The organism is Kitasatospora sp. NBC_00070, from assembly GCF_045041205.1.
Taxonomy (GTDB): domain Bacteria; phylum Actinomycetota; class Actinomycetes; order Streptomycetales; family Streptomycetaceae; genus Kitasatospora.
The window spans coordinates 4552941-4567081 of sequence record NZ_CP108247.1; the positions used below are offsets into that span (position 1 = coordinate 4552941).

Genomic DNA, 14141 nt, shown 5'->3' on the forward strand with positions numbered 1-14141 from the left:
GAGCACGGCCGACCCAGTCGAAGTAAGAACGACAGGGGCAGCAGTCCCGATCTAGCTAACGAAGAAGCCCCGGTCCGCAGATGCAGACCGGGGCCGATTCATGTTCGTGGGTCAGAGCAGAGCGAGGATCGGGTTAACCGTCGAAGCGGTGTGCCCGCGTACCGGCACGGGGCGCGGAGCCTGTACGGGTGCGGTGGCGCGGGGCCGGTAGGTGTCGAGACGCACGACAGCAGCCGGGCTGTTCTTCCGGCTCTCAGCAGCTGGTAGCGGCCGGCTGCGCGGAGAGTTATGTGGAGTGTCAGCGGCACCCGCAGTGGCCAGGGTGTAGACGGATGCGGGTCGGCCGACCTTGGAACGGTCGAGGGTGACCGTGATCCCGGGCAGGGCCTTGACCTCAGCAGCAGTGGCGTTCACGTACGGCAGGATCTGTGAGGCGGTGGCCCGTCCGCCGTTCATCGCGATCCGGGCCCGGACCTTGTCAGCCAGCGTAAGTACGGGACGGGTTGCCTGCGGTCCGTCGGCTCCGGCTGTGATGCCGACCGCGCACCGGACGCTGTAGCGAACGAGGGAGAACGCTGCGGACAGGCACGCGTGGTCGATCACGTCGAGCTGTTCGGAGGCTGCCAGGCAGGCAGCGACCCGCAGGGTCTGTTCGGCCGTGCGCTCGATGAACACGGCCTGCGACCCGGGAAGGGTCTCAGCGATGATCCGGGCGTACCGGCGGATCGTGCGCCACAGCGGCCGAGCGTCTGCGCTCAGGTGGATCTCACGGCCCCGGGTAGCCCACGCGTAAGCGTCGGCCAGAGCAGCCCCGTCCACGTCCGGCAGACCAGCGGACTCGTCATCCAGCATCGGCACTGAGCGGAGCAGGAAAGGCATGATGCGGTTGTAGCTGCCTCCCGCTGCCTCAGCGGCACCGATGTACTTGGACCAGTCAGACGGGGTGATGTGCGTGTGCATCACCAGGGCCGGATCATCGACGGCCTGAGCATCTTCCTTGGTCGTGTTCCGTAGTGACCCGCCGTCCCAGGCGGTTCGGAGTTTGGCTGTGAATGAGGGGTCGCGCTTCACGCGGCGGAGCACTTCCGACCACTCTTCTTCGATGACCAAGGCGCGCACGTCGCGCCCTGCCTCTGTCTCCTCCGTCGCTCCCGCCTGCTCCGCAAGGTAGTTGACCAGAGAAGCCCCGGACGTGATGCCACTGGTGGTGTGCGTGTCCAGGAACCGGCCAAGGGACGGCCGCATGATGTGCTGAGCGGCCCGGAGCGCAGAGCCCTTCCCACGCCCGGTCCCAGCGACCAACGAACTCCAGATCAGTACAGGGCGCGTGCTGCCACGGGACACGACCTTGACCGAGTCACCGATGGCAGCACTCCACATCGAGAGGGCAGCCACGTAGACACCCACAGGGTCACACTCCACGTGCGGCTCAACTGCCCGGACAGCCTCACCGATCGGCCCGTACAAGGTGATCCCGTTCATGCTGCGCTCTCTCCAGTTGGTTGGTGTGAGCGGCGGCCGGGACGACCCCGGCCGCCGTGAAGGACGTACGGTCAGAACAGGGTCAGGCTGCTGAGTGGGACTCCTGAGGAGTGGTGTCCTGCTCCCGTGTGGCAGCCCGGTACGCGTGACTGACGCCCATCGGGATGCGCCCCTTGGCAGGCAGGTTCCAGCCGTTCGCCTTGGCCCAGACACGGATCATCCGGTTGCGCTCACGGTCACTGATCACGGCCTGAGCGTCCTTGCGGACAGCCTCCGGGAGAGGGTCACCACCCTTGAACTCACCAGCGCACACAGCGTCTCGGAACGCCCCGGGCCGGGTGGCGTCGAACGCGGGGATGCCACGCTCCCGAGCGTCCCGAAGCTTGGTCGTGGCGCGCTCCGCCCCATCCCCACAGATCAGCAGCACGGTCGTCTCATCCGCCCGACCCACCACCTCGTAGCCCAGGTTGCGCACCGCATCACGTGCGTCATCCCACGTGTACTTCGGGATCTCACCAGTGATCATCACTGACGGACGTGGCTCGGTCTCAGCCTCGGCCAGCTCCTCCTCCTGGTCCTCTTCGGTCGCCTCCTCCTGGTCCTCCTCCTCCGGGACCAGAACAGGGGACGGCTCGACAGGGGCTGGAGTGGTGTCAGGTGCGACAGGCACCCCGAGTGCATCAACGAGGTACCGGCTGAACGAGAGGCTGTGTTCCATGCACAGATCCCATGCGCGGCCAGCGAGGCTGATGACGTCCGTGGCCTCTTCTTCGCTCTTGTCACGCGCCAGGTGAGCGTCGCAAAGGACCTTCTCCACGGGCATCAGAACTGTCTTGCGCACGGCTTCCCCTTGATTCGTTAGCTGTCCGTCGTAATGGCATCCGGAGCTTCACTCTTACGGCTTGCCACACCCCGCCCTGTCGCACCGGCGGAACTGCCCTCATCTTCCCAGCTAACGAACCTGTGTGTATCACGGAAGAGTAACGACTCGATATTAACTTCATAAACCTAATGTCAATGAATGCCGGGGTAATGCCTAATTCGTTCTGAATAGGACCCACCGGGGGTGGCCTCCTCCCACCGTGTACGGGTTTCAAATATTCCATGATGCGGAAGCTCGGTTCCAGAATCGCCACACTGGGCCCCGATCTGGGCTCTGACTGTGTCCGTAATCACACGATAGATACCTATTCATCCTGTGACTTGCATTACAAAACAGAGTTCGATGTACGGAAAACGAGAAATAGACACTTGCGGCGGTAGACAGCGCACTTCTCCTCACGGTGGAGTCGGGCCATGGAGGAGGCCGGCCGATCTGTCAGTGAGCGGGTACGCAAAAAGCCGGGGCTCCTGCCAGATGACAGGAGCCCCGGAAGGGATCTAACTAATGCTTAGGCCGCCCACTGAACAGCGGCCTTGACGATGCCCTTGGTCGGCTTCGTTTCATCGAAGGTGTGATCAGCCTTGGTGGTGTCCAGGTTCGGGAATCGCACGATCCGGCCGCCGTAGAGGTGGAGATTGTCAATGAAGTCAGCTCGGTACTTCTCCGACATTCCAGCGCGGAAACCGTTGAACTGCGACGCGTAGGTAGCGAACTCGCGGTGCCCGGCCACGATGTCCACGCCTGCGGGCATAGCCGTGGTGGACAGAACGGTGAAGCCCGCCAGGCGAGCAACCACGCCGTTTGCGGTAACCCCGGCCTCACCGTAGGCCCCGGCATTCGCGATAGCCGGGTGCTCAATCAGGTACCGCTTTACCTTCGGCGAAACGACCACGTAACGGCCCGCCGGGATGTCGTTGTCGTCCAGGGCGAGCATCATGTCAAGGATGCCACTGAAGAGCGCCTGCGGGGCTCCTGCGGCTGTTGCGGAGATGGCAGGCATGGGAGTTGCCCCGGCAGCAATCACCTTACCCATGAAGGTGTCCGCCTCGCGGGCCAGGGCCCGGATCATCTGCTGGTTGATGGGCGTGTTCAGGGCGCCCGCGCTCTGAATGCGCTCCGCGTCTTCGACCAGTAGCTGCAAATATTTTGCTTCGGTGATCGAAAGCTTCTGAACCACCGTCTCGGGACGCTGCGGGGTCATGCCGTCCGGCAGCTTGTAATCGCCAACCGTCGGAGTTGCGAGACTGTTAATGCTGACCACATCACCCTGACGGGAAATGTTGCCCTCGTACTTCCGGTTGGCGACGATGTTCGACGCCCACACCAGGAGCGGATCGAACTGAACCAAGAGCCGTGAGTCCCAGACCTCGGGAACAAACGACTTCGTGCCGGTGTGCTGGTAAGAATAGGCCATATGTGAACTCCAGTGCTATTAGCGGCGGTGGCGTGCGTCGAGAGAAAGGCGAGGCTCCTGGGGTTCGACAGTCCGGGAGCGCTTCGGGTGCTTGTGGTGGGCGTAGGCATCCAGGATGTATTCAAGGGCCTCAGGCAGAAGCTCACCTGTCCCGTTGTGAATCTGCGGATAGTCGAGATACTCCAGATAGGCATCCGGGATTCGGATACCAACCCGCGTTGCCTCGGTCACCAGGTTTGCCTTGGCCAGCTTCGAGGCGTACTTGCTGGCAATCTCGGCCCGGATGGCCTCGGCCGGATCAGGGTTAAGCGCGGTCGGTTCAGCTGAGCTGTCAGTCATGGTTGGTCCTTTCAGCGGTGGCGGGCGTCAAGCGACGTCTGGGAGAAAAGCGGGCCCTTGTCGCGGTAGAAACCGGCGCCCTGAAGCTCCGGGTAATCCTCCTCGATTGGGGTGCCAAACGGCTTGAGCATGGTGGCGATGGACTCGGTGCAGGGATCGCCGTTCTCATCCACGAATTTGGAGAAGTCCAGCAGTTCCGTGAATCCGTCGGGGAAGTCAATCCCGCCGATGGCGGCCGGGGTCCGGATCTCGGTAAGCACGAAGCGCTCCGCGTACTCGCGGTGGATCTCTGCCCGGATGGCCTCCGTCGGATCGGGCAGATCGGCCGGCCCCGGCTGCACCGTGGCGTCTTCCTGATCTGCGGCGATGCTGTCGGGATCGGTCTCGAAGTCAGTCAAAGAGGTACCTCCGGTGAGTCCTGGGAACAGGTAAGCCCCGGCTGATTGGGAGTGCCGGGGCTGGTTGGAGAGAGAGAAGAGGTCGGCCTTGGGAGCCGACCAGTTCTGTTTCTGCCTCTACTAAGGGTGTATGTGTCACAAACCCTGTTTTCCGGCCATGGAGCCGGAAAGTGTGAGGCACATCACCTTTGGTGGTGTGCTTGCCTGGGCTGTGATCCTTCCGGCCCTTAAGGCCGGATTGGTACTGATCCTGTGACCGCCCTTCCAAAGGGGCGGTGCCTAGGCTGCTATCTAGGGAGAGGGCCCATGCCCAAGTTCTGCCTAACAAGTCTCAGGTCTCAAGTTCTGAGTCCTGAGTTCTAGCCTCGATCTTGCATGACGGCTCGTCAGTTTGGCTGGCGGGTCGTTTCTGCTTGTCCGGGCTGGGTTTTCTGCCTGTAGAAATGCCGAGGGCCCGGCTGTCGCGTCGGGTGGGCGCCGGGTTCCACAGCTCCGGAAGTGGTCGAGTGCTCGTCGGGGTGGGGCGTTATCGCTGGTCAGCCGGGGTCTGGCAGGGCGTGTAGGCGTGCGAACGCGCTGGTGATCGTGTCGGTCCAGGGCCAGTGGCGGGCCAGGCGGAGGTAGCGGCAGCGGCCGGTGGTGACGAGCTGGGCGGCGGCGGAGAACAGCCGCAGCCGTAGGCGTTTGGGTTCCCAGCGGCGGGCGGTGCCGGTCAGGGCGAGCATGGGCATCCAGGCGAGCAGGTCGAGTGCGAGCTGGACGATCTCCAGCCAGACCTGGTTCTGCGCGAACCGGTGGAGGGGCAGGTTGCGCAGTCCGGTGTCGCGGGCGGCGCGGATGCGGTCCTCGGCGCGGGCCCGCTGGCGGTGCCGCAGCTCCAGGCGGGCGATCGGGGCGTGGGTGGTGTTGGTGGCGAAGCAGGTCAGCCGCATGCCGTCGGCGTCGGTGAAGCGCAACTGGGCTCCGGGGTGGGGCCGTTCCTTGCGGACGATCAGCCGCATCCCCTTCGGCCAGCCGCTCAGGACGTCGCCTGCGAGTTCGGCGACCCAGGCGCCGTCGCGGATCTCTCCGCCGGGTTCGACTGCGGGGGTCCAGGCAGAGGCCGGGATCTTCAGCACGGCCTGGTGGATGCCGCCGGTGATGGTCATCCCCACCGAGTAGGACAGCCACCGGCCGCGTGTGGTGAGCCAGTTCAGGAAGTCGTGGGTGCCGCCGGCGGAGTCGGTGCGGATCAGGGTTCGGCGTCCGCGCCGGTACTTCTTCGGGAGCTGGGCCAGCGCCGTCCGGGCCGCTTCGATGTGGTCGGCGGCCGTGTTGCTGCCGGCGTTCCCCGGCCTCAGCAGGCCCGCCACCGGTTCCCCGGACCCCTCGCGGCCGTGGTCGACGAACGCGAACAGTGGGTGGTGCCCGAACGTCTTCTTCCAGGTTTTGGCGGCGTCCTGCTTCTCGGAGTGCGCGAGGACCAGCACTCCGTCGATGTCCACGGTCACCTCGCCGCCCGCGTCCGGGGCCGCCTCGCCGGCCAACCGCCAGGCCCGCTCGCGGACTTCGGCCCGCGCCCGACGGATCGCCGCGAGTGCGCGGGGCCCGGCCGCGGCGAGGGTGTCGACCAGACGGGAGACGGTCGGATCGGAGGCCACCGGGCCGAACACGGCGGGCTCGGCCCGCAGCATCGCGACATCGGCCAGGCAGTCCCCGCCAAGGGCCACAGCGAGCGCGACATCCAGCAGGATCTTGCCGGGATCATGGACCACACGCGCCTTGCGCCACGGCACCAGCGCCGTCGATATCGCCGCATCCAGCCCCACCTTGCGGGCCGTCTCGACCAGCAGCACGGCACCGGACTGCGAGACCACCCCACGACCGTTGCCCTCGACGCGAACACGCGGATACGACCCGATACTGTTCACCTGAGAAGTGCTTCTTTCCACGCAGCTGACTGGACCCTAGACAAGTCCCATCGTTGCAGGTCAGAAGCACTTTTCTCTTTTCTGATCACCCGTCGGACAGTGCCCGCCGTGAAAGGCCGAGGCTAGGTCCTCAGTTCTCAGTTCTAGGTTCTGAGTAAAGAGTTCCAAGTTAGTGCACCCTGGAGAGATGCCTTCAGGGCCTGTTGGTCGGTGAGATGGTGCAGTCCCACAGCTCTGGGTACTCGTCCTTCAGTCGAGTGGGAACCGTGAGGGACACCTCCCAGGCACGCCCTTTCTTGCCGTGCACACGGATCACGCCCTGGGCTTCTGCCAGTTCCCTGGCCTGCTTGAAGCCATGGTTGCGGGACTCGAACCCGAAGTGTTCGGCCACAGTGGTGTCCGAGACGAAGGTCCGGCATGACTTCACATTCACGTGCTGGATCAGGGCCCACAGATAGAGCAAGCCGTTACGCCCGTCGTTCACCCCGAGGTCGAGGCGTCCCGCCTTGTTCTCCTCGTAGATCATCGACTGATAGAGCGCCCTGGCGACTGCGACAGGGCGCAGGGTCCGGGCCTTCTCCTCTTCCGGGATCTGTGGCGGCGTCTGCCATGGCGGCAGCCCGCCGAACGGGTCTATGTCCATCAATTCGCCTCCTGGGTGTCGAACCACTTCTCAAGGTCTTCGTGTCGGCAGCGCAGAGCCTGGCCGACCTTTCGGAACGGGATCTGCTCCCGTCGCCAGTTCTCGTACACCCACGATTTCGGGGTCCGGAGGTACTGGGCTACGTCATCCACGGTCATCAGTTGGGCCAAGGTTTCTCCCTGATAAAGGTGAAGCCCCCGAGTGGCCTCGGGGGCTTAGGTGTTCGAAGTCGTGCGGCGGGTTGGGCTACTGCTCTCCCGCTGCTTCGGCCATGGACGCAAGTACGGCCTGGGCCTTGTCGGTCAGCTCTCCGCCTGCCTTCCCCGCGAGGGTGCTGAGGTAGCCGTCCCTGCGGGCCTTCTTCAGGTGGTCCTTGACCGTCTCCGGGCGCCGCTCGATCAGCCGGGCCAGCCACGGCACGGGAGCCGGAGCACCGGTGTCCGCCATGACCTTGTAGGTCGCTGCCAGCATGGCCAAGTACTGCTCTGAGACACCCTCGTTGGCCAGCAGAAGGCCGGCCGCCTCACCCATGCCGTTGAGCTTCTGGGTGAGGTCCTCAAGCGTCGTCAGGGCCTCAGGAGCCAGCTTCTTGGCCGCGTCCAGGGCGGCCTGGAGATCCAGCCTGCGAAGAACCGTGGTCGAGATCCCGCGTGCCACGTCCCGGGCTGGCGCGTCGTCGGCCTGCTCGATGGTGATGCGCTGCGGGCCGCCGTTGATCGGGCCGCTCGGCCACCACATCCGCACCACCCACGCGCCTTGCTGCTGCGTGACCTCGAAGCCGCTCTCGTCTGCATCCATTCGAAAAACGTACCACACCGAGTGCCCCACCCCGTGTTGACAACATGGGGTGGTCATGATGAAACTTGGCTCACCCGGTGGCAAGAGGCGGACGGGCCGCCCACCAGCCGGGAGGTGAGCGGGAGTTCAAGTGGCCAGCGTTCTAAAGAAGTGCGAGTGCGACAGCCCGAAGTGCGGGCATCCGTGGACGGTGCGCTACAGGGAGCCCGGCGGCAGGGACGGCAGGAAGCGAGAGAAGTCGTTCCGGCTGAAGAAGGAAGCCGACGCTTTCGCGGTCAAGGTTGAGAGCGACAAGAACGAAGGGCTGTACTTCGACCCTGAGCGAGGGAACTTGCCGGTCCGCGTCTGGGCCGCTGACTGGCTGTCCCGGCATGTGATCAACGAGGGCACCCGGAGGAACTACCAGGGGTTCATCGACAACCACCTGATCCCGAGCATGGGCGGAAAGACCATCCTCGGAGTCACATCGGCCGATGTGAAGAAGCTGCAAGCCGAGATGTCCAAGACGCTGGCAGCGTCCACGGTCAACGACCGACTGAACTGCCTCCGGGCCATGATGAGGGCCGCTGTTCAAGAGAAGCGGATACCGGAGAGCCCCTGTGCGGCAGTGAAGCCTCTGAAGGTTGCTGTCCCCGCTGTGGACCCTGACGAGATTCCAACTCTCGCTGAGGTGAACGCCATTGCTGCTGCGATGTCCTCCCAGTACCGGCTGAGCGTGTGGCTCATGGCCGGGGCTGGGCTCCGGATCAGTGAGGCCCTGGGCTTCTCATCGGAGTGCAAGCGCGGTGGCTTCCTTCGGCTCCGTCGGCAGATCAGCGCCAAGGCCAATCAGGAGGGCTGCCGTACGCGCCTGGTGCCGCTCAAGCACCGGACGGCGGACGAGTACCGGGACGTTCCGATGCCGCTGTTCCTGGCGGACGAGATCGACCACCACCTAAGTATCTGGGGGTCAGTTCTGGTGGAGGGCCTGGAAGTTCTCTTCGCACCGCGTGAGCGAGGCAAGGGGTCTATGCCGACAGCCTCCACCTTCGGCTACCACTGGAAGAAGGCGCTCAAGGCTGCCGGTCTGGAGCTCAGCGGCTACACGCCGCACAGCCTGCGGCACTTCTTCGCCTCGACCGCGCTCGCCAATGGCGTGCCCATCCATGAGGTGAGCCGGTGGCTCGGGCATCGGTCGATCAAGACGACCGTTGATACGTATGGGCACCTGGTGCCGGAAGCCTGGGGCCGGTGCCGAGACGTCATGCAGAATGCCATGCGTCCGACGCTCACCCTGGTGCAGGGCGGCGCCGAGACGGCGCCTCAGGCGGACGTCGAGGCCGCGTGATGGTGACCTTGCCTCAGGTGGTGGTGATCTGGTGGTGACTTCGGCCCGAGAGGAGGGCGAAAACCCTTGTGGTTGCTGGGATCCGGTGGACTGCTCGAAGTTCAGGTTCAACGTCTGACGCCTGATCGGACAACGGTGCCCGGCCCGCCTCTGGCGGGCCGGGCACCGTCGGTGTCGCCTGGGGTCAGCTCTCGTAGCGGTAGCGGCACTGGGCGATCAGGACGGAATCGTCGGTGACCTTGTAGACCAGGCGGTGCTCGTCGTTGATGCGGCGTGACCAGTAGCCCTGGAAGCCGTGCTTCAGCGGTTCGGGCTTACCGATTCCCTCGTTGCCGTTGCGAGCCACGTCGGCGATGAGCGTGTTGATCCGCTTGAGGGTCTTGCGGTCCTGCGCCTGCCACCAGAGGTAGTCCTCCCAGGCCCGGGAGGCGAAGGTGATCTTCACTCCGGATTCGCCAGTTCTCGTACCGACCCGCCGCCGTTCTCCAGTTCGTCGATCGAGGCCAGGAGACGGCGGGCGTTGGCAGGGCTGCGCAGCAGGTAGGCGGTCTCCTTGAGCGATTGGTAGTCCTCCAGAGAAACGATCACCACCGGCTCGTGCCCGGCTCGGGTGATCACTATCTCCTCGCGGTCGTCCGTGACCGCGTTGAGCACCTCGGCGTACCGTGCGCGGGACTCCGAGTAGGTCATCGTCTTCACGGCTTGGCTCCTCTGCTGGGCGTACAGAAAACTGTACGCCTGGCGACGTGTCCCGACGAGGCGGACGGTCAGCCGAGCAGGCCGAGGCGGGGGCCGCCGTGGTCGTGCAGGCGGCGGAGGAAGGCGAGGACGCCGGCCGTGCCGCCGGCCCAGGTGGCGGAGGAGCCGGCCAGGTCCGCGTCGGGGAAGGTGGGGCGGGCCCAGGTGCCGCCGCTGCGGGTCAGGACGAGGGTGGCGACGGTGCGGGCGGCGTCCCGGAACTCCTCCGATCCGGTGGCGACCGCGACGTCGACCAGCAGGTCGCCGACCCCGGCGAGGCCGCAGCACTGGGTGACCAGCGGCATCCGGGGGGCCAGGTCGGCGCAGGTCCGGGCGGTCCGCCGGGCGAGGAGGAGGTACGCCGGTTCGTCGAGGCGGTCGGCGGCCCGGACGAGTACCGAGCCGATCCCCGCCAGCCCCCGGCACCACGAGCCGTACCGGCGGGTCGCCCCCGGCAGGTCGGCCGCCGCGACGAGGCCCGGGGTGACGGCGGCGAGGCGGGCGCAGGCCGCCCGGGCGCGGGCGACGGCGGCCGGGTCCCCGGTCGCGGCGGCGTGTTCGAGCAGGAAGTACGCGACGCCCGCCTCGCCGTGGGCGAGACCTTCGCGCAGTGCGGCGGTCCCGACGTTGGCGGTGCCGGTGGGGGTGAGTCGGGCGGTGCCGGTGGCCAGCAGCCGGGCGCACTCGTCGGCGATGCCGAGGTGGTGGTCCGTCAGGCGGGGGTCGGCGGACTGCCGGGCCAGCAGCAGCCGGCCGAGGCCGATGCCGGCGACGCCCTCGATCAGGTCGGCCTCCGGCGGGCCGCCGTCCGGCCCTTCGGTCGGCAGTGCGGGGAGGTCGGCGGAGTCGTCCAACCCGGCGGTGACCAGGAAGAGTTCGACGCCCGTGCGGCCCGAGTAGAAGCCGGGCGACAGGGTCCTGGACTGGTCGGCGGTCCACCGCGCCAGCGCGTCCACGGCCTCGCGGACCTCGGGGCGGTGAGTGTGCTGCAGAAGTTCCAGTCCCAGCCCGGACGTTCCGCCGTAGACGTCGACCGGGGTCGGGACGGCCGCGCGGGCGGAGAGCGTCGGGTCCACGATCCGGCGCGCCTCGTCGAGGCAGGACGCGGTCGCGTGCTCGATGATCCCCGCCAGCAGGTCGTCGTCGATCCGGGGCGGTCGGGACAGCGGTGGGGAGCTCCGCCGGGGCGAGGTCCCGGTGCGCAGCCGGGCGGCGCCGGCTGCCCGTACGGCCGGATCGAGGCTCAGCAACTCGGCGATCGCAGAAAGGAGTTCGCGGTGCCCCGGGAGCGCCAGGTCCAGGCCGAGCAGGGTCCGGTCCCGGTTGACCACGGCGTCGGGGTCGACGATCACCGGGTCCATGCCGGTGGCGGCGAAGCACAGGGTCGCGCCCAGGGCGTAGTAGTCGTCGGCGACCACGGCCCGCCCGGCCGTGCGCTCGACCGGCCTGCTGTAGCCGGGAGTTGCCCCGGCCGGACCGGTGCCGTCGAGGGAGCTGACGCCGAAGTCGATCACCCGGCAGCGTCCGGCGGGGTCGAGCACGACGTTGTCCGGCTTGAGGTCGCGGAGGATCACGCCCCGGCCGTGGATGTCGTCCAGGACCGCCAGCAGCCGGATGGCCAGGCCCGTGAGGGTCCGCCCGGGCCGGGCGTCCCCGTCCAGGTACGGGCCGCGCTCCTGGATCTCCCGGCGCAGGTTGCGGTCGCCGCAGTCACTCAGTACCAGGTACTCGTCCGACCGGTGCCGGAAGTAGTCGAGCGCCCGGGGCACGCCCGGGACGGAGTCGAGTACGGCGAGCACCGCGCGTTCGTTGCGCAGCCGGTCCCGGGTGTCCGCGCCGGATTCGTCCTCGGCCACGAACGCCCGCGCCTGTTTGACCACCACCGGTTGTCCGGATTCCAGGTCGACCGCACGGTAGACGTTGCCCTGCGGTTTGCGCACGATGCCGACCGTGACCCGGTAGCGGCCACCGCCGAATCCGGTCGGGGACGGTTTCCCGGCGCGCCCGAGTTCGCCGGCGAAGGGATCCTCGGCCCACGGCGGGCACCGGTAGGAACCGGTGGCCAGACCGTCGAAGACCCGGCCGTCCGGACCGGTCATGATCGACTCCAGCCGTCCGCTCCGGCCGGTCCGGTAGTCGCCGGTGAAGGGCCCGTACCGGTAGTAGACGGGGGAGTCCGGGTCGACCCGCCGGTCGCTGGCGATCTGCGGGCCCTCCCGGCCGCGCAGCGCGGCGACCAGGTCCCCGGCGAGCGCGACGACGGTGCCGGCCATGGGGTAGACGGTGATCGCCTTGCCGACCGCACCCGCGCTCCGCACCCCCGAGTTGATCGCCCGCAGCGTCTCCGGATCGCGGGCGAACTTCGCGTGGCAGACGTGCCGTCGCAGGACGGGGAGGACCAGCTCGGTGACGTCCGCCAGGTCGCCCGGGCGGGCCGACACGTGCAGCTTCCAACCGTGCTCCATCGCCGGCATCCGCGGATCGTTCAGGTACGACCAGACGTCGTCGGACCATCCGCTGCGGCCGGCGATGGGCCCGGTCACCGTTAGGAGTTCTTCTCGCAGGCGAAGCGGGTGGTGGCGGTCACCCACGGGTCGGCGAGGCACGCCGTGTGCTCGCGGTCGCTGCGGTCGTCGTCCTCGAACACGATGACCTCGTCGTCGAGTTCGAGCGGTCCCGCGTCGCGGAAGTCGGTCGTCGGGAGTTCCAGCACGGCAGTGGGCATGTGACGCCTCCGGGGGTGTGGTCGCGCAGTGGATGACGGCGCGGGGCGCGGCGGGTGCAGGCCGGTTGGGCCGGCGGGGCCGAGGTCCTGATCCACGAAGGTAGATAGCGTCGATCGACCTGACAAGGGGTCAGAAACCGCTAACTTAACGGCTGTTCACGGCCTTTCGGGCCATCCGGGGAAGGGTGGAAGGATCGTCCACGCAGCTGGTTCCGTCCGCGAGTCCGCCACGGTTTCTCCACGGGGTCTTCTTCGAAAGCTTCCGTCGAACACATGACCGTGGTTGCATGGGCCGCAGCGCGAGTGATCCACGGCGGCGGAGGGCGGCCCGCCGGCTCGGCGGTCGTTCCAGGCTGGGGGCTCGAAACCATGGCGCGCACCGGGCAGTTCTCGCCCGAACCGGGGGAGCGATTAGCTGACCTCCTCGGGGTCTGCGCGCTGACCTGGGCGTTGCCGGGAGTCCTGGTGGACGGAGCCGTCGAGGCCGCCGGGCGGACCGAGCAGCGCACCCGGGTGCTGCCCGCGCGGACGGTCGTCTACTTCACGCTGGCGCTGTGGCTCTACCCGGCCAGCGGGTACGGCGAGGTGATGCGGTTGCTGCTGGCCGGACTCGCCCGCAAGCACCGCCGGGCGCGGCCGGTCCCGGTGCCGTCCACGGCGGCGATCACCAAGGCCCGGCAGCGGCTGGGCCCGGGGCCGTTGCGGCTGCTGTTCGAGCGGGTGGCCGGGCCGGCCGCCGACGGCCGTCCGCCCTGGCAGCGGCGCCTGATGTCGCTCGACGTGGCCCTGCTGGACGTACCGGACTCGCCCGACAACCGGGAGGCGTACGGCGGTCCCGACGGGATGTCGGCCGGCCGGCCGTTGCCGCAGGTGAAGGTGCTCGCGCTGGCCGAGAACGCCACGCACGCGGTCCGCGCGGCCGCGCTCGGCACCGCCGACGCGGCCGGTGCCGAGCTGGCCCGCGAGGTGCTGGCCGCACTGCGGCCCGGGCAGCTCGTGGTGGCGGCGCGCGGCGCGCTCTCGTACGACCTGTGGACCAGCGCCCGGGGGTGCGGTGCGGATCTGCTCTGGGAGGCGCGGCCGGCCCTGGACCTGCCGCCGCTGCGCCTCCTCGCCGACGGCTCCTACCTGTCCCGGCTGGCGGGCCCGACGGCGGCCGACCGCCTGGTTCCGGTCCGGGTGGTCGACTGTGTGCTGCCCGCCCTCGACCGGTCCGGCCGCCCGACGGGCACCCGGGCGGGGCGGCTGGTCTGCTCGATCCTGGACCCGTCCGGGGCGCCGGCGGCGGAACTGGCCGGGCTCTACGCCGAGCGCTGGCGCCTCGACACCCTGATCGACGAACTGGGCGCCCGGCGGGGCAGGTCCCGTCCGGTGCTCCGCTCCAAGTCCCCGGCCATGGTGGAACAGGAGGTCTGGGCGATGCTGCTCACCCACCACGCGATCCGTGCCCTGGTGGTGGGCGACTCCGGGGACGGGTGAGCGGG

Annotated in this window: 15 protein-coding genes; 2 read left to right on the forward strand and 13 right to left on the reverse strand. The window is 67.7% G+C overall.

Annotated elements, in window-relative coordinates; genetic code table 11:
• Nucleotides 1-111: 111 nt before the first annotated feature.
• From OHV05_RS21045 to OHV05_RS21085, 9 genes are all read right to left on the reverse strand, one after another.
• Nucleotides 112-1482, reverse strand: coding sequence for a DUF3987 domain-containing protein (locus tag OHV05_RS21045; protein WP_405019053.1), 1371 nt, complete (start codon nucleotides 1480-1482; stop codon nucleotides 112-114).
• 82 nt (nucleotides 1483-1564) lie between these two features.
• Nucleotides 1565-2323, reverse strand: a complete 759-nt coding sequence (locus OHV05_RS21050; protein ID WP_405019054.1) for a histone-like nucleoid-structuring protein Lsr2 — start codon at nucleotides 2321-2323, stop codon at nucleotides 1565-1567.
• A gap of 550 nt (nucleotides 2324-2873) precedes the next feature.
• Nucleotides 2874-3779, reverse strand: coding sequence for a hypothetical protein (locus tag OHV05_RS21055; protein ID WP_405019055.1), 906 nt, complete (start codon nucleotides 3777-3779; stop codon nucleotides 2874-2876).
• Between the two features lie 18 nt (nucleotides 3780-3797).
• Entirely contained in the window at nucleotides 3798-4118 is a 321-nt protein-coding gene (locus OHV05_RS21060; RefSeq protein WP_405019056.1) for a hypothetical protein, read from the reverse strand.
• A gap of 11 nt (nucleotides 4119-4129) precedes the next feature.
• Nucleotides 4130-4516 (reverse strand): hypothetical protein, encoded by a 387-nt coding sequence (locus OHV05_RS21065; RefSeq protein ID WP_405019057.1) that lies wholly within the window; start codon nucleotides 4514-4516, stop codon nucleotides 4130-4132.
• Between the two features lie 536 nt (nucleotides 4517-5052).
• The gene (locus OHV05_RS21070) at nucleotides 5053-6426 is read right to left on the reverse strand and encodes an IS1380 family transposase (protein ID WP_405016188.1); all 1374 of its coding nucleotides are present in this window, start codon (nucleotides 6424-6426) and stop codon (nucleotides 5053-5055) included.
• 193 nt (nucleotides 6427-6619) lie between these two features.
• Nucleotides 6620-7069 carry a hypothetical protein gene (locus OHV05_RS21075; protein ID WP_405019058.1) on the reverse strand — a complete coding sequence of 150 codons (450 nt, stop codon included), beginning with the start codon at nucleotides 7067-7069 and terminating at the stop codon, nucleotides 6620-6622.
• Entirely contained in the window at nucleotides 7069-7227 is a 159-nt protein-coding gene (locus OHV05_RS21080; RefSeq protein WP_405021507.1) for a helix-turn-helix domain-containing protein, read from the reverse strand. Before OHV05_RS21080 ends, OHV05_RS21075 begins: the two co-directional genes overlap by 1 nt.
• 88 nt (nucleotides 7228-7315) lie before the next feature.
• On the reverse strand, nucleotides 7316-7867 hold the full coding sequence (locus OHV05_RS21085) for a hypothetical protein (RefSeq protein WP_405019059.1): 552 nt from the start codon (nucleotides 7865-7867) through the stop codon (nucleotides 7316-7318).
• Nucleotides 7868-7997: 130 nt separating this feature from the next.
• On the opposite strand from OHV05_RS21085, the gene OHV05_RS21090 reads away from it, so the two are divergent.
• The gene (locus OHV05_RS21090; protein WP_405019060.1) at nucleotides 7998-9194 is read left to right on the forward strand and encodes a tyrosine-type recombinase/integrase; all 1197 of its coding nucleotides are present in this window, start codon (nucleotides 7998-8000) and stop codon (nucleotides 9192-9194) included.
• A gap of 184 nt (nucleotides 9195-9378) precedes the next feature.
• On the opposite strand, the gene OHV05_RS21095 is transcribed toward OHV05_RS21090, so the two are convergent.
• The 4 genes from OHV05_RS21095 to OHV05_RS21110 all read right to left on the reverse strand — a co-directional run bounded on the left by OHV05_RS21095 (nucleotide 9379) and on the right by OHV05_RS21110 (nucleotide 12657).
• Nucleotides 9379-9639, reverse strand: a complete 261-nt coding sequence (locus tag OHV05_RS21095) for a Txe/YoeB family addiction module toxin (RefSeq protein WP_405019061.1) — start codon at nucleotides 9637-9639, stop codon at nucleotides 9379-9381.
• On the reverse strand, nucleotides 9636-9893 hold the full coding sequence (locus tag OHV05_RS21100) for a type II toxin-antitoxin system Phd/YefM family antitoxin (RefSeq protein WP_405019062.1): 258 nt from the start codon (nucleotides 9891-9893) through the stop codon (nucleotides 9636-9638). Before OHV05_RS21100 ends, OHV05_RS21095 begins: the two co-directional genes overlap by 4 nt.
• 68 nt (nucleotides 9894-9961) lie before the next feature.
• Nucleotides 9962-12475, reverse strand: coding sequence for a class IV lanthionine synthetase LanL (gene lanL, locus OHV05_RS21105; protein WP_405019063.1), 2514 nt, complete (start codon nucleotides 12473-12475; stop codon nucleotides 9962-9964).
• 2 nt (nucleotides 12476-12477) lie between these two features.
• Nucleotides 12478-12657, reverse strand: coding sequence for an SflA family class IV lanthipeptide (locus OHV05_RS21110; RefSeq protein ID WP_405019064.1), 180 nt, complete (start codon nucleotides 12655-12657; stop codon nucleotides 12478-12480).
• A gap of 369 nt (nucleotides 12658-13026) precedes the next feature.
• Here OHV05_RS21110 and OHV05_RS21115 point away from each other — a divergent pair, with 369 nt between their 5' ends.
• Entirely contained in the window at nucleotides 13027-14136 is a 1110-nt protein-coding gene (locus tag OHV05_RS21115) for a transposase domain-containing protein (RefSeq protein WP_405019065.1), read from the forward strand.
• Nucleotides 14137-14141: the final 5 nt, after the last annotated feature.

Bases quoted from the DNA above. Each gene is read 5' to 3' on its own strand.
- OHV05_RS21045 (WP_405019053.1), bottom strand. From the start codon at position 1,482: ATGAACGGGATCACCTTGTACGGGCCGATCGGTGAGGCTGTCCGGGCA.
- OHV05_RS21055 (WP_405019055.1), bottom strand. From the start codon at position 3,779: ATGGCCTATTCTTACCAGCACACCGGCACGAAGTCGTTTGTTCCCGAG.
- OHV05_RS21060 (WP_405019056.1), bottom strand. From the start codon at position 4,118: ATGACTGACAGCTCAGCTGAACCGACCGCGCTTAACCCTGATCCGGCC.
- OHV05_RS21075 (WP_405019058.1), bottom strand. From the start codon at position 7,069: ATGGACATAGACCCGTTCGGCGGGCTGCCGCCATGGCAGACGCCGCCA.
- OHV05_RS21080 (WP_405021507.1), bottom strand. From the start codon at position 7,227: ATGACCGTGGATGACGTAGCCCAGTACCTCCGGACCCCGAAATCGTGG.
- OHV05_RS21085 (WP_405019059.1), bottom strand. From the start codon at position 7,867: ATGGATGCAGACGAGAGCGGCTTCGAGGTCACGCAGCAGCAAGGCGCG.
- OHV05_RS21110 (WP_405019064.1), bottom strand. From the start codon at position 12,657: ATGCCCACTGCCGTGCTGGAACTCCCGACGACCGACTTCCGCGACGCG.
- OHV05_RS21115 (WP_405019065.1), top strand. From the start codon at position 13,027: ATGGCGCGCACCGGGCAGTTCTCGCCCGAACCGGGGGAGCGATTAGCT.